The 21142-nt window shown below is 66.1% G+C and carries 17 protein-coding genes and 1 riboswitch; of the genes, 4 read left to right on the top strand and 13 right to left on the bottom strand.

Annotated elements, in window-relative coordinates:
* Positions 1-11 precede the first annotated feature (11 nt).
* The gene (locus tag ACLH0K_RS04240; protein WP_411375596.1) at positions 12-851 is read left to right on the top strand and encodes a siderophore-interacting protein; all 840 of its coding nucleotides are present in this window, start codon (positions 12-14) and stop codon (positions 849-851) included.
* 18 nt (positions 852-869) lie between these two features.
* Here ACLH0K_RS04240 and ACLH0K_RS04235 read toward each other — a convergent pair whose 3' ends face one another.
* The 3 genes from ACLH0K_RS04235 to ACLH0K_RS04225 form a co-directional block, all read right to left on the bottom strand.
* Positions 870-2432, bottom strand: a complete 1563-nt coding sequence (locus tag ACLH0K_RS04235) for a threonine/serine exporter ThrE family protein (protein ID WP_411375595.1) — start codon at positions 2430-2432, stop codon at positions 870-872.
* A gap of 33 nt (positions 2433-2465) precedes the next feature.
* Positions 2466-3782: a peptidoglycan bridge formation glycyltransferase FemA/FemB family protein gene (locus ACLH0K_RS04230; protein WP_411375594.1), complete on the bottom strand. Its 1317-nt coding sequence runs from the start codon at positions 3780-3782 to the stop codon at positions 2466-2468.
* A gap of 122 nt (positions 3783-3904) precedes the next feature.
* Positions 3905-5038 (bottom strand): lipid II:glycine glycyltransferase FemX, encoded by a 1134-nt coding sequence (locus tag ACLH0K_RS04225; protein ID WP_411375593.1) that lies wholly within the window; start codon positions 5036-5038, stop codon positions 3905-3907.
* 151 nt (positions 5039-5189) lie between these two features.
* Between ACLH0K_RS04225 and ACLH0K_RS04220 the strand changes: the two genes are divergently transcribed.
* On the top strand, positions 5190-5354 hold the full coding sequence (locus ACLH0K_RS04220) for a tryptophan-rich sensory protein (protein WP_411375592.1): 165 nt from the start codon (positions 5190-5192) through the stop codon (positions 5352-5354).
* A gap of 41 nt (positions 5355-5395) precedes the next feature.
* Here the strand turns inward: ACLH0K_RS04220 and ACLH0K_RS04215 are convergent, their stop codons facing one another.
* The 4 genes from ACLH0K_RS04215 to ACLH0K_RS04200 all read right to left on the bottom strand — a co-directional run bounded on the left by ACLH0K_RS04215 (position 5396) and on the right by ACLH0K_RS04200 (position 12082).
* Complete coding sequence (locus ACLH0K_RS04215; RefSeq protein ID WP_411375332.1) at positions 5396-6847, bottom strand: L-serine ammonia-lyase; 1452 nt, start codon at positions 6845-6847, stop codon at positions 5396-5398.
* Positions 6848-7144: 297 nt separating this feature from the next.
* On the bottom strand, positions 7145-8290 hold the full coding sequence (gene gcvT / locus ACLH0K_RS04210; protein WP_411375591.1) for a glycine cleavage system aminomethyltransferase GcvT: 1146 nt from the start codon (positions 8288-8290) through the stop codon (positions 7145-7147).
* 10 nt (positions 8291-8300) lie between these two features.
* Complete coding sequence (gcvP, locus tag ACLH0K_RS04205; protein WP_411375590.1) at positions 8301-11162, bottom strand: aminomethyl-transferring glycine dehydrogenase; 2862 nt, start codon at positions 11160-11162, stop codon at positions 8301-8303.
* Between the two features lie 194 nt (positions 11163-11356).
* Positions 11357-11455, bottom strand: a riboswitch (glycine riboswitch).
* A 90-nt stretch (positions 11456-11545) separates the two neighbouring features.
* Positions 11546-12082: a TetR/AcrR family transcriptional regulator gene (locus tag ACLH0K_RS04200; protein ID WP_411375589.1), complete on the bottom strand. Its 537-nt coding sequence runs from the start codon at positions 12080-12082 to the stop codon at positions 11546-11548.
* Between the two features lie 84 nt (positions 12083-12166).
* On the opposite strand from ACLH0K_RS04200, the gene ACLH0K_RS04195 reads away from it, so the two are divergent.
* Complete coding sequence (locus ACLH0K_RS04195) at positions 12167-13732, top strand: MFS transporter (RefSeq protein ID WP_411375588.1); 1566 nt, start codon at positions 12167-12169, stop codon at positions 13730-13732.
* Positions 13733-13822: 90 nt separating this feature from the next.
* On the opposite strand, the gene ACLH0K_RS04190 is transcribed toward ACLH0K_RS04195, so the two are convergent.
* A complete protein-coding gene (locus ACLH0K_RS04190) occupies positions 13823-14302 on the bottom strand; it encodes a Dps family protein (protein WP_411375587.1) in 480 nt (159 codons plus the stop codon).
* Positions 14303-14525: 223 nt separating this feature from the next.
* On the opposite strand from ACLH0K_RS04190, the gene ACLH0K_RS04185 reads away from it, so the two are divergent.
* Positions 14526-16082 carry an APC family permease gene (locus ACLH0K_RS04185; RefSeq protein WP_411375586.1) on the top strand — a complete coding sequence of 519 codons (1557 nt, stop codon included), beginning with the start codon at positions 14526-14528 and terminating at the stop codon, positions 16080-16082.
* 102 nt (positions 16083-16184) lie between these two features.
* Here the strand turns inward: ACLH0K_RS04185 and ACLH0K_RS04180 are convergent, their stop codons facing one another.
* From ACLH0K_RS04180 to ACLH0K_RS04160, 5 genes are all read right to left on the bottom strand, one after another.
* Positions 16185-16736, bottom strand: a complete 552-nt coding sequence (locus ACLH0K_RS04180; RefSeq protein WP_411375585.1) for a hypothetical protein — start codon at positions 16734-16736, stop codon at positions 16185-16187.
* A 274-nt stretch (positions 16737-17010) separates the two neighbouring features.
* A complete protein-coding gene (locus tag ACLH0K_RS04175; RefSeq protein WP_411376400.1) occupies positions 17011-17313 on the bottom strand; it encodes a DUF4193 domain-containing protein in 303 nt (100 codons plus the stop codon).
* A gap of 92 nt (positions 17314-17405) precedes the next feature.
* Positions 17406-17609 (bottom strand): hypothetical protein, encoded by a 204-nt coding sequence (locus tag ACLH0K_RS04170; protein ID WP_411375584.1) that lies wholly within the window; start codon positions 17607-17609, stop codon positions 17406-17408.
* 69 nt (positions 17610-17678) lie between these two features.
* Complete coding sequence (locus tag ACLH0K_RS04165; RefSeq protein ID WP_411375583.1) at positions 17679-18932, bottom strand: MFS transporter; 1254 nt, start codon at positions 18930-18932, stop codon at positions 17679-17681.
* A 12-nt stretch (positions 18933-18944) separates the two neighbouring features.
* Positions 18945-21113: an elongation factor G-like protein EF-G2 gene (locus ACLH0K_RS04160; RefSeq protein ID WP_411375582.1), complete on the bottom strand. Its 2169-nt coding sequence runs from the start codon at positions 21111-21113 to the stop codon at positions 18945-18947.
* Positions 21114-21142: the final 29 nt, after the last annotated feature.

Raw genomic sequence — 21142 nt, 5'->3', positions numbered from 1 at the left:
AGGCTTGCCTTATGAGCATTGTTCCTGCTGCAACCAGCGCCACCAAGAAGAGCCGCCCACAGATCAACCTGGAGGTGCTTCGCCGTGAGCAACTCAGCCCCCACATGGTCCGGATCGTTGCCGGCGGTGACGGGTTCAGTGACTTCGTCAACAACGGCTTCGTGGACCGCTACGTGAAGATCGTGTTTCCGCAGCCCGGCATCGAATACCCCTCACCGTTGGACCTGTGGAGCATCCGGGAGACCATGCCGCGCGAGCAGTGGCCCTACACCCGCACCTACACCCTGCGCTGGGTCGATACTGAGGCGCAGGAACTGGCCATCGACTTTGTGGTGCATGGCGACGAGGGGCTGGCGGGACCGTGGGCGGCAAAGGCGCGGCCCGGCGAACTGCTGACCTTCACGGGGCCGGGCGGCGCCTACAACCCCAACCCGGAGGCTGACTGGTACTTGTTTGCCGGCGACGAGGCGGCCCTGCCGGCCATCGCGGCATGCATCGAATCACTGCCTGCCGATGCCACAGGCCAGGCCTTCCTGGAAGTGGGCTCACAAGCCGACGTCCAGCCGATCTCCGCTCCGGCCGGGCTGAAGATCACCTGGCTGTTCCGCGACGGCGTCACGGCAGGTTCCAGTGACCTGTTGCCCACGGCGGTGGCGGGCGCCGAGTGGCCGGCCGGTACGGTGGACGTCTTCGCGCACGGCGAGCGCGGCTACATGAAGGCGTTGCGTGACGTCTTTTTTGTGCAGCGCGGGCTGCAGCGCAGCCAGGTGTCACTGTCGGGGTACTGGGCGCAGGGCCGGGTGGAGGACGTGTTCCAGGCGGAGAAGAAGCTTCCGGTCGGGCAGATCTGAGACCAGCAGCGGGCCGGATCAGCGGCGGCGCGCCCGGCGCCGCTCGTTGCTGGCCAGGCCGCGGGTCAGCGGCCGGGCGAGCGTATCGCCGAGGACGATTCCGCCTGCAGTTCCCAGCACGATCGCACCGGCACTGAGCATACCTCCGGCGCCCAGGAGGATTTCCGCTTCCTCGACGGTCAGTACATACATTGACCGGAAGATGGTGAGGCCCGGCAACAGGATCAGCGCCGCCGGGACGGCCACCACCAGCTGGGGCGCGCCCATCCGCAGTGCCACGACGCGGGCCAGCAAACCAATGACGACGGCGGCGAGCGCCGGCGAGAACCGGTCACCGATTCCCAGCAGGCCGCCGGCCAGCAGGACAAGATATCCTGCCACGCCCACGGCCGCTGTGGGCAGCAGGAGCTGCCACGTGGTCTGCTCCGTGACGCCGATGGCTATCACGGCCACCGCCACAAGGATGACCAGCACCCACAGGTCGTAGGCGGGCGGGAAGGTCTGTGTGACGTCGATCCGCTGCATTCCCGTCAGCTCCCCCACGACGAAAGCGACTGCGATGCCGGCGACGATGGCGCCGAACGTCAGCAGCGTTGACAGGAACCGTCCGGCCGCCGTTACGGGGAATCCGTTGATGGCATCCTGCACCGATGAGACCAGCCGTCCCGTGGGCAGCAGCAGCAGGATGCCGCCCACCACCACGATCGCCGGCGAGTTGGTCAGGCCGAATTGCCACAGCAGCAGTGCCAGCTGGGTCACCAGGAAGGAACTGCTCGCGGTGATGAAGAAGTCCGGGACACGCCACCGGCCCAGCTGGCGGGACACCAGGCTGACGCCAATGTTGGCCACGAACGCGATCGCGGAGGACACCGGGCCGCCGCCCAGCACACCCACGAACGCCGCGGCGAAGACACCGAAGGCGGCAGTGACCATCCACCGGGGATACGGCTTGGGGCTGGTGATGGCCTCGTTCAGGCGGCGGACAGCCTCGTCACGGCCCACTCCCCCGGCCACGATGTCCGTCACCAGCTGGTGCACCTTGGCCAGGCCGGCATAGTTGTTGGTCCAGGAGCGCACGACCCGCAGCAGTGCGATGGGAGGCTGGTCCTTGGGAGCGTAGTTGATCCCCACCGACTGGTTGGTGATGTCCACTTCGATGTTCTTCAGCCCCAGTGCGGCGGTAACAGCGATGATGCTGGTTTCCACTTCCAGGGCACCGGCGCCGTAGCGGAACATCGTCTCGGCCAGGTGCAGCGCGAAGTCCAGGGTTTTCCTGGCCGATGTGTCCACGCCGCCCACTTGGATGGTGGGATTTGCGTAGGGGCTGCCGGCCAGCCTGTCCACGATGCTGAGCGGCGCCGTCGGGGGGTTTTCCCCCTGCACCAGGCGGCGCAGCATCTTGCGGGCTGCGGCGTTCTGGCGCAGCTGGGCCGGCGTCAACGGCTCCGTTTTGGGCAGGGCCTCTGGGTGCTGCCGGGCCTCGGGCCCTGCGTCCCCGCGGCGTTGCTTCCCGGGGCCGCCGGCACCGGTAATTCCTGGCTGGGGTGTCTTGCTTCCGGGGCGCTGCGGCTGGTCGGTCATGGTTCCCTCCTCCCTGTGCGGTGGCGCGGCCGGTTAGGACGGCCGCTTGAGGGGCAGCCTGCCCGCCACTCTGCGGGCTGCGGATACTGCCGCCCGGGCCAGCCGGTTGGCGCGGAAGACGGCAGGCCGGACGGGCATCACGAAGTCGCCCACCAACTGCACTACTTCGCCGCCAAAGCCTTTCTTGAACTCGTAGCCGCCGTGGCCTTCCTGGTCCTGGCCCGAGATGCCGAAGGTGCCGTAGAAGTTGTAGCGCGGGTAGCCCTTTTCCAGGGCGTGGAGCATCATCCTCCAATACAGCGAGGTGGCGCCGTTGAAGTAGATGTAGTCCTGCACGGTCCCGCCGATAACGCACACCACTTCGTCCCCGTAGCAGACAAAGTGGATGGCGGCCACCGTGGCTACGCCCACCGAGTCGGGGAACCGTTCAATGTCCTTGAGGCTGCGCTCGTAGCTGTCCACCAGGTCCTGGACCACCTTGAGCCTGTTGGCCTTCTTCTTGCTGCCGGTCTCCTCCACCTCGCGGCGCAGGTCCGCGGCAGTGGCGGACTCTGCTTCGAGCCGTTCGGTGATGGACTTGCGGTAGGCCGGGATGTCGATCTTGGCCATCATGAGCTTGGTGAATTCCGGCGACGTGGTGCGCAGCAGGTGCTCATAGTAGGCACGCTCGCGGTAGACGAATCCCTTTTCGTCCCCTGCCCGGCTCAGTGCGCCATAGAAGTCGTCCAGCGTGTCCAGCGTGGCCTGTTCGAGGAACACGCCGTTCTTTTCCGCCTTACGGATGGCCTTCCGGGTGCGGTAGCTCGTGCTCATGATCAGTTCTTCAGCATCCCGGATGCCTTCCAGGCTCTTGATGAACATCCAGTTGACGTTGACGAAGTCCATGTCCAGGCCCTGGTGCCGGAAGCCCAGGCCTTCCAACTGCGCCACCAGGGCGCGGTTGTCCTCCACCTCGGGGTGCTCGGCGCCGTCCTCGTCACGTGCGATGTACTTGAGGTTCGGGGAGATCCGCAATTCAGCCGCCTTGCGCCCGGCGGCCCGCTTGCGGAGGAGTACGACGACGGCACGCACCATGTCCGGGTCCGTATAGTCCATCAGTGGCCCCTTGGCGCATTCGCACACCGTGTAGCCCAACCGGGTTGTGGTGTAGTTCAGCTTGCCTGCCGCCACGAGCCCGCCGTTCCGGCGGATCCCGAACAGTTCCACCTGCTGCCCGCGGGAGCGCTGGAAGCGGGCGAATGCAACCGACTGCAGGAAGCTGTTCTGGGGGTGCTTCAGCGCGAACGCCTCGAACTCGGCGTCGCTGAGGACCTCGAACTCAAGGTCTGCGGTGGTGGAAACTGGATTCACGGGACTTCCTTCTGGGGAGTTGTTCCGGGCCTGGCAGGGCAGCCGCGGGCGGGACGGGTGTCAGGTGGGGCATGCCGGTGCGGCACCCCGCTGAGGGGCGGTGCCGCCGCCGATGCTTGCGGTCAGTAGAACTGCTGTCCGGTCCTTGCCGTCTCGATCCGGCGGAACACCCTTTCACCGCCTTTGACCCAGAGGCTGTGCCTGAGGGGCGAAAGGATGTAGTCGTGGCAGCCCACAAAGTCCGTGACGGTCTTGGTGAAGCTGGTTTTGAACATCCCCATGCCGTAGAGGTTGTGGCTCTTGTCCTTGATGCGGTCGGCCGGCGGAGTACCGCAGAAGTCGTACTCGGTGCAGCCAAGTTCCTGCATCCGGCGGATGGCGGCCCACTGCACCAGGTGCGAGTCGCCGTACTGTTTGCGGTTCTGGATGGATCCGCCGTCCTTGTAGGTTGCCTTGGCTCCGTAGTTGATGACGAACGCGCCAACGCTGGGTTTGCCGTCTTCAAAGGTGAAGAAGAAGTTGCCCTGCCCGCGGTTGCAGAACTCGTCCCAGAAGTTGGCGTAGTAGTCATAACTGCGCAGCGGCATGGAACCCTTGGCTTTGACGGTGTCTGCCATGAGGTCGTAGAGCGCCCGGTAGGTGTCCGGGCCCTGTTCCAGGCGGACTACCTCGCACCCTTCGCGTTCAGCGCGGCGGATGGCGTTGCGGGCGCGGGAGGAGATGGCTTTGAAAACGGCCTCTTCCGGTGCGGAGATGTCCAGCAGGGCGGTGGAATCGTTGGACTGGATATTGGGCGCCTTAACCAGGCCGGCGCCGGCCAGTTCCGCCCGCGCTTCAGCGGAGTCCACCATGTCCGGCTCGATCTTGATGGTGAAGACGTTCAGCTTCCGGCTGCGGACGAAAGCGGCGCAGGCCTCCAGTGCTGCCTTCAGCTCTGTAGGCGCAGCCAGGTCGGGGCCCTTGATGAGGTACCAGAGCCTGCCGAGTACGGGGAACTTTTTCTCCAGCACCAGGTTGTAGCTCGCTGTGTCTCCGCATTCGAGAACCAGGAAGCGGACCTTCCAGCCGCTGCCGTTCTTCACCGAGGCGTAGGCGGCCGACTGCAGCATGTTGCCGCCGTTCGGGTTCGCCGTGACGTGCTTGTCCCAGTTTTCAATTTCCTCGGCTGTGGCAAAACGTGCGGTGAATTCTCGCAAGGGGGCCGTGTCCAATCGGGTTGATGCGCGGTTTCGGTACTCGTGGATGTGTGCGGACATGCAGCCTCAAGTCTAAAGCCTGGAACCCTCCATGCCCTGCCGCCTTGACTCGGCGACCGGTGCTGGGAAGGGCGGGAGCCTGCGGACAAGGCACCGTAGACGTCGCCCAACTTTGTGTTCGGGCCGGTACCCCGCGCTGGGCACGCCTGCGTTGTGGCTGGCCCTGGTCATCATTGGTGCCCTGATCTTTGCAGTGGCCCTGACCGTCCTGCGGATCGGTCCGATCAACAGGACGGCGGGCCTGCTGCTGCTTCCGTATGTGGCGTGCCTGGTGTTCGCATCGACGCTGAACCTGTGGGCAGCCGTCCACAACTAGCACCTGTCAGATGGCGTTAATTGGGTTTGTTGGGCCTGGGGTCAGCATTCGACGACGTTGACGGCGAGGCCGCCCATGGCGGTTTCTTTGTATTTGGAGGACATGTCTTTGCCGGTTTCGCGCATGGTGATGATGACTTCGTCGAGGGAGACGCGGTGGGTGCCGTCGCCCCAGAGCGCCATTTTCGCGGCGTTGATCGCTTTGGCCGCGGCGATCGCGTTCCGCTCGATGCACGGGACCTGGACCAGCCCGCCGATCGGATCACAGGTCAGGCCCAGGTTGTGTTCCATCGCGATCTCGGCGGCGTTTTCCACCTGCGCCGGGGTCCCGCCCATCACCTCGGCCAGCCCGGCGGCGGCCATCGACGACGCCGACCCGACCTCGCCCTGGCAGCCGACCTCGGCCCCGGAGATCGAGGCCTGCTCCTTGTACAGGACCCCGACGGCGCCGGCGGCGAGCAGAAACTTCACCACAACCCCGTCCCGGTCGGCCCCGGTGGCCCGGTCCATGCCGGGGGCGAAGTGCAGGGCGTAGAACAGCACCGCCGGGATGATCCCGGCCGCGCCGTTGGTCGGGGCGGTAACCACCCGGCCGCCGGAGGCGTTCTCCTCATTGACCGCCAAAGCGACCAGGTTCACCCACTCCTGCCAGTACCTGGGATCAAACCCCACCGCAGCCAGGTCCCGGTCCGTGTCATCACCGGGGTGCTGGCCGGTCTCCTTCCGGAGCCGGTCAAACCAGTCCGGGGCCCGGCGCCGGACCTTCAACCCGCCCGGCAGCACCCCCTCACGGCGCAAACTGGTCTGCACGCACGCTTCCATCACCGACCAGATATGCAACAACCCCTCCCGGATCTGCTCCCCGGACCGGGAGGCTTCCTCGTTCAGGAGCATCACGTCGGAGATGCCCAGCCCGGTGTCCCGGCAGTGGGCCAGCAGTTCCGCGGCGGTGCGGAACGGCAGCGGCAACTCCTTCTTCGACTCCTCCAGTTCCTGCCGCGCGGTCTCTTCCTCGCCTTCACGGACGATGAACCCGCCACCGACCGAGAAGAACGTCGCCGCATGCAACACCGTGCCCTCAGCGTCCGTGACCGTGAACGTCATCCCGTTGGTGTGCCGCGGCAACACCGTCAATGGCCGCAACACCATGTCGCCCACCCCGTACGGCAGCGGCACTCCCTCACCACCAGCCCCGGCCAGGTTCAACACCCCGGTCTCCGCGATCGCGGCGAGGCGTTCCTCGACCTCGCCGGGCAGGATCAGCTCCGGATGGAACCCCTCCAACCCCAACAAAACCGCCGTCATCGTCCCGTGCCCATGCCCCGTCGCAGCCAACGACCCATACAGATCCACCCGCAACCCCGCCACACCCGGCAGGACCCCAAGACCCCTCAGCTCCTCCGCGAAAACAGCAGCAGCCCGCATCGGCCCCACAGTATGCGACGACGACGGACCAATACCAATAGAGAAAAGGTCGAATACGCCAACGGCCATGACGGGAGTTCCTAACTAGAGAGTTCGTGGCGGGGTTGGGTGCGCCTGGCCGAATTCCTGCACGTGCCTGGGCCCACGCCGTCCGGGTTCCCTGGCCGAGCTTGCGAGGCGAGGGGGACGGTGGGGAGCACGTCTCCGGAATCCGCCCAGCCGCCAACGCCGCTTACCTAGGTGCGGCGCCCGCGAGGGGCTGGCGGAGCCGGACTTTTCGAAAGCGTGCGTCAAAGGCGAGGAACGAGCCAGCACGCGTGAAAATGTCCGGTCCGCCGGTCCCGAAGCCAGCCACGGAGAGGCACCTTATTTAGCGCGCTTGTAGAACGGCAGTTCGACGACTTCGAAGGGCTCCGCCTTGCCGCGGAGGTCTATGTCCAGGGCGGTGCCCAAGGCGGTGTGTTCGACGTCGACGTAGGCCAGCGCGACCGGGTAGCCGAGGGTGGGTGAGGGCTGGCCGGAGGTCACCTCGCCCACTACCGCGCCATCCTTGAGGACCGGGTAGTGGGCGCGTCCGGCGCGGCGGCCGAGTCCTTTGAGTCCGACGAGGCGGCGGCCGCTTGTGGTGCCTGTACCGGCTTCCTTCCGGGCCGCCAAAGCAGCTTTGCCCACGAAGTCTCCTTCCTTGGACAGCGCGACGATGCCGCCCAGTCCCGCGGCGAACGGGTCACCCTGCAGTGACAGTTCGTTGCCGTACAAGGGCATTCCGGCTTCCAGCCGGAGGGAGTCGCGGGACGCCAGGCCGGCGGGCGTAAGCTCCTCGTCGGCAATGGCCAGCAGGGCCTGCCAGAGGGCGGGAGCAGCGTCGTTGGCGACGAAGATTTCAAACCCGTCTTCGCCCGTGTAGCCGGTGCGGGCAACAAGGAGTTCCTGTCCGATACCACCAGCCAGCAGTGGAACCTCCACCGCGGCGTAGTACGGCAGGCCCCTGACGTCGCCGTGCCGGTCGGCCGGCACCAGGCGGAGCAGGAGTTCCTGCGCCTTGGGACCCTGCACTGCGATCAGTGACGTCTCGGCCGAGGCATCGCGGACCTGGACGTTGAACCCGGCAGCCCGCTCCTCCAGCGCGGCCGCAACCACCGCTGCATTGCCGGCGTTGGGAACCACCAGGAATACGTCCGTACCGTCCGGCGCCGCCGGCCGGCGGTACGTGATCAGGTCGTCGATAATCCCGCCGTCCTCGTTGCAAATCATCGAGTACTTCGCCTTGCCGACGCGCATGGCCGAGATCCTGCTGACCAGGGCGTAGTCCAGGAACATCGCAGCCTCCGGACCGGTCACCCAGACTTCGCCCATGTGGGAGAGGTCGAACAGTCCGGCGCCCTTGCGGACGGCGTGGTGTTCGGCCAGTTCTGAGCTGTACTTCAGCGGCATCTGCCAGCCGCCGAAGTCGGTGAACGAGGCGCCGAGCTTCTTGTGTTCGTCGTAGAGGGCTGTGTACTTCTCGGTCATCGCGCGGTCCTCAGTTCTCAAAGTCTGCTGTGTTTTCCTCAAACGCTTCGAGGGGTGGGCAGGAGCAGATGAGGTTGCGGTCGCCTGCGGCACCGTCGATGCGTCCCACGGGCGGGAAGTACTTGTCCTGCTTGTGGTGGGCAGGGAAGGCGGCCTGCTCGCGCGGGTAGGCGCGGTCCCAGTCGGAGGATACGACGGCGGCTGCCGTATGCGGTGCGCGGCGCAGCGGTGAATCCGCGACGGCAAAGTCACCGTTGGCCACCTGGTCGATTTCCTTGCGGATGGTGATCATGGCCTCGATGAAGCGGTCGATCTCACCCAGGTCCTCGGACTCGGTGGGCTCCACCATCAGCGTGCCGGCGACCGGGAAGGCGAGGGTGGGGGCGTGGAAGCCGAAGTCGATGAGGCGCTTGGCCACGTCCTCGGCGGTGACCCCGGTTTTGGCAGTCAGTTCGCGCAGGTCCAGGATGCACTCGTGCGCCACGAGCCCGCCTTCGCCGGTGTACAGGACAGGGAAGTGCTCATTCAGCCGCGCGGCAACGTAGTTGGCGGCGAGCAGGGCGGACTTGGTGGCTTCGGTCAGCCCCTCGCCGCCCATCAGCTTCACGTACGCCCAGGAAATCGGCAACACGCCGGCGGACCCAAACCGGGACGCGGAAATCGGAACATCGGCACCGCCGGTCCAGGACGTGGCATCGCCGGGCATGAATGGTGCCAGGTGTGCTTTCGCGGCAACCGGTCCGACGCCGGGTCCGCCGCCGCCGTGCGGGATGCAGAAGGTCTTGTGCAGGTTCAGGTGCGAGACGTCGCCGCCAAACTTGCCCGGCTGCGCCAAACCGACGAGCGCGTTGAGGTTCGCGCCGTCAACGTACACCTGGCCGCCGGCTGCGTGGATGGCCTCGCAGATCTCGGTCACGTCACCGTCATACACGCCGTGCGTGGACGGGTAGGTGATCATGATGCAGGACAGGACGTCCTTGTTGGCCTCGATCTTGGCGTAGAGGTCTGCGTGGTCGATGGTCCCGTCGGCGGCGGTGGCCACAACAACAACCTTCATGCCTGCCAGGACGGCGGACGCTGCGTTGGTGCCATGGGCCGAAGCCGGGATGAGGCACACGTTCCGCTGCTGGTCGCCGCGGGAGTGGTGGTAGCCGCGGATCGCGAGCAGCCCGGCGAGCTCGCCCTGCGATCCGGCGTTGGGCTGGATGGAGACCTGGTCGTACCCGGTGATGGCGGTCAGGTCAGCTTCAAGTCCGGCGATGAGTTCCCGCCAGCCTTCGGTCTGGGAGTCCGGGGCGAACGGGTGGATGGAGGCGAACTCCGGCCAGGAAATAGCCTCCATCTCCGCAGTGGCGTTCAGCTTCATGGTGCACGAACCCAGCGGAATCATGGTCCGGTCCAGCGCCAGGTCCCGGTCAGAGAGCTTCCGGATGTACCGCAGCAGCTGCGTTTCCGACCGATGAGTATTGAACACCGGGTGCTGCAGGAAGTCGGAGGACCGTTCCACCCCGGCGTCCAGGGCAAAATCACCTTCACCGCCAACGGTGGAACCGAAGACAGCCGCGACCTCGGCAACGATGGCCGGCGTCGTGGTTTCGTCCAGTGAGATGCCAAGCGTGTCTGCGTCGATGCGGCGGAGGTTGATGCCGCGCGCTTCGGCGTCGGCGAGCATACCGGCGGCCCGGCCCGGGACGCGGACGGTCAGCGTATCGAAGAAGCTCTTGTGCTGCACCTCGACGCCGGCTGCGGCGAGCGAGGCAGCCAGAGCGCGGGCGTGGCCGTGCGCGGTTTCTGCGATCGCCTTCAGCCCATCTGGACCGTGGTACACGGCGTACATGGACGCGACGATGGCCAGCAGCGCCTGGGCGGTGCAGATGTTGGACGTGGCCTTCTCGCGGCGGATGTGCTGCTCGCGGGTCTGCAGGGCCAAACGGTAGGCCGGGACACCGGCGTCGTCCTTCGACACGCCCACCAGGCGGCCGGGCAGCGAACGCTCCAGGCCCTTGCGCACTGCCATGTAGGCGGCGTGCGGGCCGCCGAAGAACAGCGGGACGCCGAAGCGCTGGGCGGATCCCACGGCGATGTCGGCACCCTGCTCACCCGGCGGCGTGATCAGGGTCAGTGCCAGCAGGTCCGCGGCGACCGTGACCAGGGCACCTCGGTCCTTCGCGGCGGCGATCACCCCGGACTGGTCCCACACCCGGCCGGAGGCGCCGGGCTGCTGCAGCACTATGCCGTTGATGTCACCGTCGGGCAGGCCCTGGGACAGGTCCGCGACCTCTACCTCGAAACCGAGCGCCTCGGCGCGGCCCTTCACGATCGCGATGGTCTGCGGCAGCACGTCGATGTCCACAACAGTCTTGCCGTCGGCGGCGGGCTTGGCCTTGTTGGCGCGGCGCATCAGCAGGACGGCCTCGGCGACGGCGGTGGCCTCGTCCAGCAGTGATGCGTTGGCGATGGGCAGGCCGACGAGGTCCTGGACCATGGTCTGGAAGTTCAGCAGCGCCTCCAGCCGGCCCTGCGAGATTTCCGGCTGGTACGGGGTGTAGGCGGTGTACCAGGCCGGGGATTCAAGGATGTTCCGGCGGATCACCGGCGGCGTCACAGTGTCGAAGTAGCCCTGGCCGATCATCTGCACGGCGGTCTTGTTCTTGCCCGCGATGCGGCGCAGCTCGGCCAGGACCTCAACCTCGCTCAGGGCGTCCGAAAGCTTCAGTGCCGTCTCCTGCCGGATGACCTTGGGAACGGCGGTGTCAACGAGTGAGTCGACGGTGTCGTAGCCGACAGCCTTGAGCATGGCGCTCACGTCCGCTTGGCGGCGCGCGCCGATATGGCGGTCTACGAAGGTGGTGGAGGCTGAACTAACCGACACGAAGGAACTCCAGGTACTCAGGCGGCGCAGGGTACGCCACAGCGATTCGGGTTCCTCCCCGCTCTGTATTGGACCTGAGAGTTTCCGCGTGCCGGCCGTGTGGCCGCTTCGCTTGCACCGTCGGTGAGCACAACAGCCTGGGATTCCTGTGAGGGTTTCACCGGGGCGGACTGCCTGCTGCTTTCCAGAGGTGCCTCGCCGCGGCGGTACATGGGCCTGTGAGATTCCTGGGGAGGATTTGCTCCTACGGCGCCTGCTGGATGTACCCGGCAGGACTCTCCCGCCGCAGATCAAAGGCTATTCAGTTGGATTTTGCGGGCGCCGGTGACGGCTCCCACAGCGTTTAATTGTCCTACGCCGCAGCGGCTGGAGCAAATGCCCGGCTAGCGCCGCAGGCGCTCCAGTGCAGCCAGCAGATCGTCCACATCCGCCGCCGCGCCCCCTTCCGGCACCGGCCCCACGGACAGCATGGCGTTGAAGTACAGCCCGTCCCCCATGTACAGCACGGCCTTGGCCAGGGCAGGCCCCACATCGGCGGCGATTTCATCAAGCCACCGTTGCTGGATTGCGGCGAAACGGCGGCGGGTCTCCTCGTGCGCCACCTCCGCCAGCCTTGTTGCCGCGACGATGGCACGGTCAAGCGGAGTATCGGCCCAGACAGAGGTCCTGATGAAGTAGGCCGCGGCACCTTCCCCGGCGCGAGCCATGGCCTCGGCGTCGGCACTGGCCAGCTCGTCGAGGCGGTCCAGCAGCACCTGGATCAGGGCTTCCTTGTTGGGGAAGTGGTACAGGAGCCCGCCCTTGGACACGCCCGCCCGCGCTGCGACGGCGTCAAGCGTGGCCGCCCGCTCCCCCACTTCGATAAGGAGGGTCTCAAAGGCATCGAGGACGGCGTCGCGCGCTACAGGCTTCCGGGGCATGCGTTTAATCATGCCTTTTGGGCCGAGTGTTTCCTCAACGTCCTCCCATTCGTAACTATACCGTCCAGACGGTATAGTTACTTTATGACCACTTTTTCCGCCTCCACCCGGACTTCATCGGTTAGTTCCGCCGGCCAGGCAGCCCGGCCACCCTGGCGCGACTGGCTGGCGCTGGGCCTGCTGATGTTCCCGGTACTGCTGGTGGCGGTGGACAACACGGCCCTGACGTTCGCCCTCCCAGCGATCGCGCGCTCACTGGAACCCAACGGCGTCCAGCTTCTGTGGATCGTTGACGCATACCCGCTGGTACTGGCCGGACTGCTGGTGTCCATGGGCAGCCTGGGTGACCGGATTGGCCGCCGGAGGCTGTTACTGACCGGCAGTGTGGGTTTCGCCGCGCTGTCCGCTGCCACGGCCTTTGCCCCCACCGCCGAATGGCTGATTGCAGGGCGGGCGTCGTTGGGGTTCTTCGGCGCGATGCTCATGCCGTCCACGCTGTCGCTGATCAGGAACATCTTTCCGCAACCGAACCGGCGCCGGCTGGCCGTTGCCATCTGGGCGGCCGGCTTCTCCGGCGGCGCGGCACTGGGTCCGATCTTTGGCGGCTGGCTGGTGGAGCAGTTCTGGTGGGGCGCCGTGTTCCTGGTGGCTGTTCCGCTGATGCTCCCCCTGCTGGTGTTCGCACCGGCGTTCGTCCCGGAGTCCCGGGACCCCGCGCCCGGCCGGGTGGACCTTCCCAGCATCCCGCTCTCGCTGCTGGTGATGGTCCCGGTGGTTTACGGCATCAAGGAGACGGCCACCGAGGGTCCGGGCCCCATCGCCCTGGCCGCGGTCGGCTTCGGTTTGGCCATGGGCGTCGTTTTCGTGCGCCGGCAGCTGGCCCTGGCAAGTCCGCTGCTGGACATGTCGCTCTTCCGGAACCGGGTATTCAGCATGGCGATCGGGGCGAACATCCTGGCCCTGTTCTCCTTCAACGGCTTTATCCTCTTCCTGGCCCAGCACCTGCAGCTCCTTGAGGGCATGTCTCCTTCAGCTGCCGGAATCGCAATGATTCCGGCGCTGGTGGCCACAGTGGTTGCAGGTCTCGTGGTGGTGCCGCTGGTCCGCCGGGTCAGGCCTGGATTTGTTGTCGCCGCAGGGCTGGCGTTCAGCGCCGCCGGCTACAGCATGGTCACCTTTGGCAACCACGACGGCGGCCCCTCGCTCCTGCTCGCCGCCCTCCTGGTCCTGGCCCTGGGCGTTGGCACCGCGGAAACCATTTCCAATGACCTCATCCTGGGCGCCGCGCCCCCGGAGAAGTCCGGTGCGGCGGCCGCCATTTCCGAAACGGGCTACGAAGTGGGCGCCCTCCTGGGCACCGCGGTGCTGGGTTCCATCCTGACTGCCTCCTACCAGCGCAACCTCCAATTGCCGGCCGGGCTGGCGGAATACGCCCCATCCGCCGCAGTGCACAACGCGGGTGAAACGCTGGCAGGCGCCATGGAGGCGGCCGCCGCCCTGCCGGCTCCGCTGGCCAACGCTGTACGGACCGCCGCAGCCTCGGCCTTCGACTCCGGCGTCCATGTGACTGCCGCAATAGGGCTGGTACTGATGGCGACGGCGGCGGTCCTCGCCGCTGTCGTACTCCGGAAAGTGCCAAAGGCTGCCTAGCGCCGGGCAGTACGGACAACAAGGCGCCCGGCACCGGAGTGAACCTCCGGTGCCGGGCGCCTGCTGTGCAGCGGTTGCGGTGCCGCCGGGCTACTTCGCGTCCGGGGCCGTCACGCTTGCGGTGGGCTTCATGGTTTCGGCGTTCACCATCCAGGCGAACTGCTCCAGCTTGAGGATGAATTCGTGCAGCAGGTCGGCCGACGTGGGATCCTCTTCATCCACCTCGTCATGGACCTTGCGCATGGTGCCCACGGCAGCCTCAAGGGCAGCAACAATGCGTTCAATGGCATCCTTGGTGCTGATCAGGCCGTCCGGGAAAGGCGCCAGGTGGGTGGATTCGGCAACCGTGGAGCTGCGGCCGTCCGGAAGTGCATGCAGGGCACGCATGCGCTCCGCAGTATCGTCGGCGAACTGCCGGGCGGCATCAACAATCTCGTCCAGCTGCAGGTGAAGGTCCCGGAAGTTGGTGCCCACAATGTTCCAGTGCGCCTGCTTGCCCTGGATGTGCAGCTCAATCAAATCGGTGAGCACGGCCTGCAGGTTGTTGGTCAGTGTCGGTGAAGCTTTCATCAGTCCTCCTCGATCGGTCCGGTATTTGCGACGCTACCAGTCCTGTTCCCAGGTGGACCGGCTGGACCGGGAAATTTCTCAGTAAGCTTACTAACCGCCTTTGCGCGGTCATAAACGAACGTGATTCATATCTCCCCTTGCGCTCGCACGGCGCCACCCTCATACTAAATGAACGCCATTCATATAGTGACCGTGGTCATAGAGTCTTCCAGAAAGTGGTGCCATGACAGAGACACTCCGCACCAGTACGTCCTCCACCGGCTCCGGCAAGCAACCGCCCGGCAGCGGCGGAATCACCCCCAAGGGACTGAAGGGCGGGCAGTTGGGCCTGCTCGCCGTCGTCGTCCTTGGCGTTTCCACCATTGCCCCCGCCTACACCCTCACCAGCGCCTTGGGCCCCACCGTCAATGAAGTCGGACTCCAGCTGCCTGTCATCTTCCTGATCGGGTTCATCCCCATGATCCTGGTCTCGCTCGCCTACCGGGAGCTCAACGCCGACTCCCCGGACAGCGGCACCACCTTCACCTGGGTGACCAAAGCTTTCGGCCCCTGGGTGGGCTGGATGGGCGGCTGGGGCCTGCTGGCCGCCAACATCATCGTGTTGTCGAACCTGGCCGGCGTGGCCGTGGACTTCTTCTACCTCTTCCTGTCCCAGCTCACCGGCAACGAAGGCCTCGCGGAGCTCGCGGACAACAAAGCCCTGAACGTGCTGACCTGCTTCGCATTCGTCGCGCTGGCTGTGTGGGTCAGCTACCGCGGGCTGCACGCCACCAAGGTGGTCCAGTACGGTTTGGTCGGGTTCCAGCTGCTGGTCCTTGGCCTGTTCGTCGCCATGGCCTTCGCCAACTGGTCCGCGTCCGAGACGGCCATCCCGTTCAGCTGGGAATGGTTCGACGTCACCAAGGTCGAAACCTTCAGCCAGGTGGCCGCCGGAATCTCGCTGTCCATCTTCGTGTACTGGGGCTGGGACGTCTGCCTGACCCTCAATGAGGAAACCGCCAACGGCAGGAAGACCGCAGGCGTGGCCGGCACCCTGACAGCGGTGATCGTGCTCGCCATCTACCTCCTGGTCAGCATCGCCACCATGATGTTCGCCGGCCTGGGCGACACCGGCAACGGCCTGAACAACACCGAAATCCACGAGAACATCTTCACTGCTCTCGCCTCGCCGATCATGGGTCCGTTCGCCATCCTGATGTCCCTCGCCGTGCTGTCGAGCTCCGCGGCGTCCCTGCAGTCGACCTTCATGTCGCCGGCCCGCGGACTGCTGGCCATGGGGCACTACGGCGCCCTGCCGCAGCGCTTCGGAAAGGTCAGCAGGAAGTTCGCGACGCCGGGCTTCGCCACAATTGTTGCCGGCGTCGTTTCCGCGGGGTTCTACGCCGTGATGCACGTGGTCAGCGAAAACGTCCTGAACGACACCATCGTTTCGCTTGGTCTGATGATCTGCTTTTACTACGGCCTGACCGCCCTGGCCTGTGCCTGGTACTTCCGGCACAGCGTCTTCAGCAGCGCGCGCAACTTCATCCTGCGGCTGCTGTGCCCGGTGTTCGGCGGCGTGGGGTTGTTCGTCGTGTTCTTCCAGACCGCCGTGGACAGTATGGCGCCGGAGTTCGGCAGCGGGTCCGAGGTCTTCGGCGTGGGGCTGGTCTTCATCCTGGGCGTCGGGATCCTTGTCCTTGGTGCGGTGTTCATGCTGGTGATGTCCCGGGTCCGGCCCGCCTTCTTCCGCGGCGAGACCCTCAAAAAGGACACCCCCGCCCTGGTGGTTCCGGAGTAGACCGGTCCGCCACCGCACAAGGAAAGTGCCGTACCCCCGGGTTCCAGGGGTACGGCACTTTTATGCAATTTTCTGCCCGGGCCCGTTGTCACAGGCCGCGTGTCACCAGAAGTGCGCGACGTCCAGGACCAGCCTCGACCCGGAGCCGGGACCGTCCAGTGTGAACACCCGGAACGGAAGGCGGGCACGGACACCCACGCCAATGTTGGTGTAACCCTCGAAGCTTCCGGCCCAGGCCACCTGGCGGAAGGTCTGGTAGTTGGAAACGTTGGAGAGTTCCGCCTGGTTGGCAGGGTTGTACGTGGGCTGGCCGGTGTCCGGGTTGTAGGCCGGAGCGTTCACCGTGACCTGCAGCCGGGCGCCGCCGCGGACCGGCACGGCGAACCCGGAACCGTCCTGGACCACCTGGGGCACGTACCTTACCGTGTAGCCGGAAGCGGGGCCGTTGAGGTCCACTACCATCCGGTCGAAGCAGTAGTGCTGCCCGGTGCGGACGTTGGTGACGGATGCTTTGCTGAACGTGTTGTCAGCTTTGGACATGGACCCCCAGACCAGTCCGCAATACGAGGTGGTTGCCGAGGCGGGCCCCGGAACCAGGATTCCCAGCCCGATGGCCATAAGGATAGCCGTGAGCCAGATGGAGAGTTTTTTCATTGTGGAGCCACCCAAGGAAGGAGCGATTGGATAGCTCAAGATTAGGAGCGTGGCAGCCGCGAAACGAGGGTTGTAGCCGCTTCGGCACGCAACCGTTAGGCTGCCCGCTGCAGCATTAACGGGACATAAAACAAGCGCTTTTCCAGCCCGTTTCTTGACCTTTTTGGTGCCTTTTCTGCACCCGCCCGTTACCCCTCATAACGGCGGCGCCGGGAGACGAAAAACGCCGGCCGTCCGATGGGCGGCCGGCGTTCCCGGACTGCTGGCCGGGGCGTCAGCCTTCACACTCGATGCAGTACTTCATGCCGTTCTTCTCACGGGCAACCTGGGACCGGTGGCGAACCAGGAAGCATGAGGAGCAGGTGAACTCATCCTGCTGTTCGGGAACGACAATGACCGTCAGTTCCTCGTTGGAAAGGTCGGCTCCGGGCAGGTCGATGCCCTCGGCGGTATCGTTCTCGTCGACGTCAATGACCGCGGTCTGGGCGTTGCCGCCGCGGGACGCCTGGAGGGCCTCGAGTGAGTCGGCAGGAGTTTCTTCTTCCTGCTTGCGTGGAGCATCGTAATCGGTAGCCATAGCCTGTTCACTTTCGTTGCTGCGCAGCGCCATTTCCGGCACCTCAGTGATGCAGTTTAGGGCATCATCCCGCTCCCGGCGCAATAGGGGGTTTAGGCGCGTATCCCGCTGCCCCTGTGCAGGGTTTCGGCGTGCACCGCCCTGGCCTGTTCCGCGCCCGTCGCCACCCCGCTCAGTGCCGGGAGCCAGCCCCAACGGGTGGCATCAGCCATGGCGTCCGCGGCCTCCCCCTGCGGGTCGTAGGTGAGCGTATCAGTAAGCCAGGCGCGGAGCCGGCGCAGGGCATCAGCTGTCATTCCTGAAACGTATGCCGGGATTGTTGTGGGGAGGTTTCCCCGGGGTCTCGCCGGCGTTAATCCGGGCGGCTAAGGCGCTGCCGCGAGGTCCGACGCCGTGTCCGCCTGCGAGCGCTGGCGGCGGCTGAGGAGGATGAACGGTGCGGCCAGCAGCTGCACGGCTCCGCTGATGGCCAGGGACGCCGGGTAGCCGTAAAGGTCCGCGCTCCGGCCCAGCGCCGGCTGGATGACCACGCCGCCGCTGGATCCCATGAGGGAATCGAAGCTGAGGACGGTTGCGCGCTGCTTGGACGCAATCATGTCGTTAAGGTAGGCCTGGCGCACCGGCGTTCCGGCTGCTCCCACCACGGCCCACAGGGCAAGGAGCACCAAAGCAAGCCAGAATGTGGTGGTGAACAGCAGCACCACCAGGATGACTGCGCTGACCAGGTTGCTGGCGATCAGCACGCTGGTGCGCCTCCGGACCAGCTTCCGGACCCGGGGCGCCATCCATCCGCCCACGATGTCCGCGCCGGCCACGATGGCTGCCGCCAGGCCCGCGACGGCGTAGGCGCGGGGATCTCCAAAAAGCTGCAGCAGGTAGGGCTGGAGGGCGTAGAAGACATAGAAGCCCACGCCTTCCGTGAACGGTGCAGCGAGCATGATGTACCGGACCGGCGGATGCTTGAAGCCGCCGTCGATCGAGGCCTTCAGGACCGTGCGGGTTGCCCGCAGGGGGTGGGGCGACCGTTCCGGAGTGAAGCCGACGTCGCGCATGAGCAGGAAAGCCACTGCGAACATCGCCACCAGCACACCCACGCGGAGCAGGAAGGGCACCCCTAGGTCGGTTGCCTGGGCGATCACGCCGCCGGCGACGGAACCTGCAAGCATCGCTACGCCGGAGACCATCTGTCCGCGCCCGAGCACCGCCTCCAGGCCGCCGTCGTAGCCGGAAAAGTGCAGCGCATCCACCAGCCAGGCCTCCACCGCCCCGGAAAAGAAGGTGAAGCCCAGGCCCAGCAGCACTGACACCCCGGCCCACCACCAGAACGGGGCGGACCATTGCCAGAGCAGGTAGTAGAGGAAGGTTGAGGAGGCCAGGGTGATGGTGCCGAGCAGGAACGACACGCGCCGTCCCCAGCCGTCCGCCACCACCCCGGTGGGCACTTCGAAGAGCACCATGCCGGCCGTGAAGAAGGCGTTGGCGGCGAAGGCTTCCAGGTTGCTCAGCCCGGCATCGAGCAGGAAGAGGGTGTTGATTCCCCAGATGAACGAGGTTGCGAGGGTGTTGCCCAACGTCAGCGTCAGGTAGATGCGCTGGATTTTCCGGGCGGCCGGGTTCATCGGGGACGGGGGTCAGGACGGGCTGAAGCTGGCCGGCACGGGATCGTGCCGCAGGTAGCGGCGGGTGAACCGTCCGGTACCCGCCGTCAGTGCACGGAGTTCGACGGCGTACCGCAGCAGTTCCTGGTCCGGCACCTCAGCGCTGATTTCCGTCAGCCCGTCCCCGGTGGAGGTGGTTCCGGTGAGCCTGCCGCGCCGGCCCGAGAGGTCGCTCATGACGGAGCCGACGTGTTCGTCCGAAACGGTGATGCCCACGGCGGATACCGGTTCCAGGAGCTGGATCTTCCCGGCTGCGGCTGCCTCCCGCAAGGCCAGGGCGCCGGCGGCCTGGAACGCGGCGTCCGAGGAATCCACGCTGTGCGCCTTGCCGCCCACGAGCGTCACGCGCACGTCGACAACCGGGAACCCGGCGGAAACGCCCTTTTCCATCTGCGCCCGCACTCCCTTCTCCACGGACGGAATGAAGGTTCCGGGAATCACGCCGCCCACCGTTTTGTCCAGGAACTCGAACCCGGCACCGCGTTCCAGGGGTTCCACTTCGATGTCGCAGACGGCGTACTGGCCGTGTCCGCCGGACTGCTTCACGTGGCGGCCGTGCCCCGCCGACGGCGCCGCGAACGTTTCCCGGAGCGGCGTCACCACATCCACGGTGTGGAGTTTCACGCCCTGTTCGCGGAGGCGGTCCAGCACCACCTCGGCGTGCGCCTCGCCCATGCACCAGAGGACCAGCTGGTGTGTCTCGGCGTTCCGGTCCACCCGAAGCGTGGGATCACCGGCAGCGATCTTGCCCAGGCTCCGGGCAAGGGCGTCCTCGTCGCTGCGTGAGTCGGGTTCCACCGCCACCGGAAGCAGGGGTTCTGGCATGTCCCAGGTGGCCAGCAGAAGGGGGTGGTCCCGGGAGGAGATAGTGTCCCCCGTTTCGGCGCTTCCCAGTTTGGCCAAAGCGCACATGTCGCCTGCCACACTGTACGGCACCGGCCGCAGGGCGGAGCCGAGGGGCGAGTAGATATGGGTAACCCGCTCATCAGTGTCGTGGTCCTGGTGGCCGCGGTCCGCCAGGCCGTGTCCGCTCACATGCACGGGCGTATCCTCGCGCAGGGTGCCGGAGAACACCCGGACCAGGCAGATCCGGCCCAGGAAGGGATCGTTGGAGGTGCGTACCACCTCCGCTGCCAAAGGGCCTGACGGGTCGCAGGCCAGCCGCCGCGCGGGCTGGCCGGAAAGGTCCGTCGCCTCGGGCAGCCCCCGCTCCGTTGGAGGGGGAAACCCGCGGACCAGCACCTCGAGGAGTTCGGCGCTGCCCAGTCCGGTGACCGCCGAGGTGGGAAGGACCGGAAAGAAGGAGCCGCGTGCCACGGCAGTTTCAAGGTCCTCGATCAAAACCGCGGTGTCGATGTCCTCTCCCCCCAGGTAGCGGTCCATCAGGGATTCGTCCTCGCTCTCGGCGATGATTCCTTCGATGAGTTCACCCCGGGCCGACTCGGTACTGGCGAGTTCCCCGGCGTCGGCTTCCCTTGCCGCGGGGGACTCCCCCGACGAATAGTCGGTGACGGTCCCGGACAGCAGTCCAAGGAGGCCGGTGACATCCCCGCCCGTCCGTACCGGGACATAGAGCGGGAGGACGCCTTCGCCGAACGCCTTCCGGCACTCGGCGAGCGCGGCGTCGTAATCCGCCCTTGGGTGGTCCGTCCGGGAGATCACGACGGCGCGCGGCAGCCTTGCGTGCTCACACTCACCCCACAGCGCGGTGGTGGTGGCATCGATGCCGTCCACGGCGGAGACAACAAAAAGGGCGGCATCCGCAGCCCGCAGCCCCGCCCGCATTTCCCCGATGAAGTCCGGATAGCCCGGGGTGTCCAGCAGGTTGACCTTGATGTCGTCCACGGACAGCGGCACCAGCGAGAGCGTAACCGATCGCTGCTGGTGGACCGCGGCAGGATCGGAATCGCTGACCGTGGTCCCGTCGGCAATGGATCCCTTGCGCGTGATCATGCCGTTGGCAGCCAGCAGGGCCTCGATGAGCATGGTCTTGCCCGCGCCTGAGTGTCCTACCAGGGCTATGTTGCGGATCCTGGCAGGCTCCTCGGCAGCGATTCCTAAAGAAGCGTCCCCGCGGCGCTGTTCAGGCCCAGTGCGACCGCCGGATGTCCTCGCTGAGTCCTTGGTGCCTTTCACTGACATGGGAACCTCCTGGCGTCATTGCCGTTCAA

This window comes from Arthrobacter sp. MPF02, assembly GCF_046605375.1.
Lineage (GTDB): Bacteria > Actinomycetota > Actinomycetes > Actinomycetales > Micrococcaceae > Arthrobacter.
The sequence above is the reverse complement of the archived record's forward strand: the minus strand, read 5'-3'. Positions and strand labels throughout refer to the sequence as shown.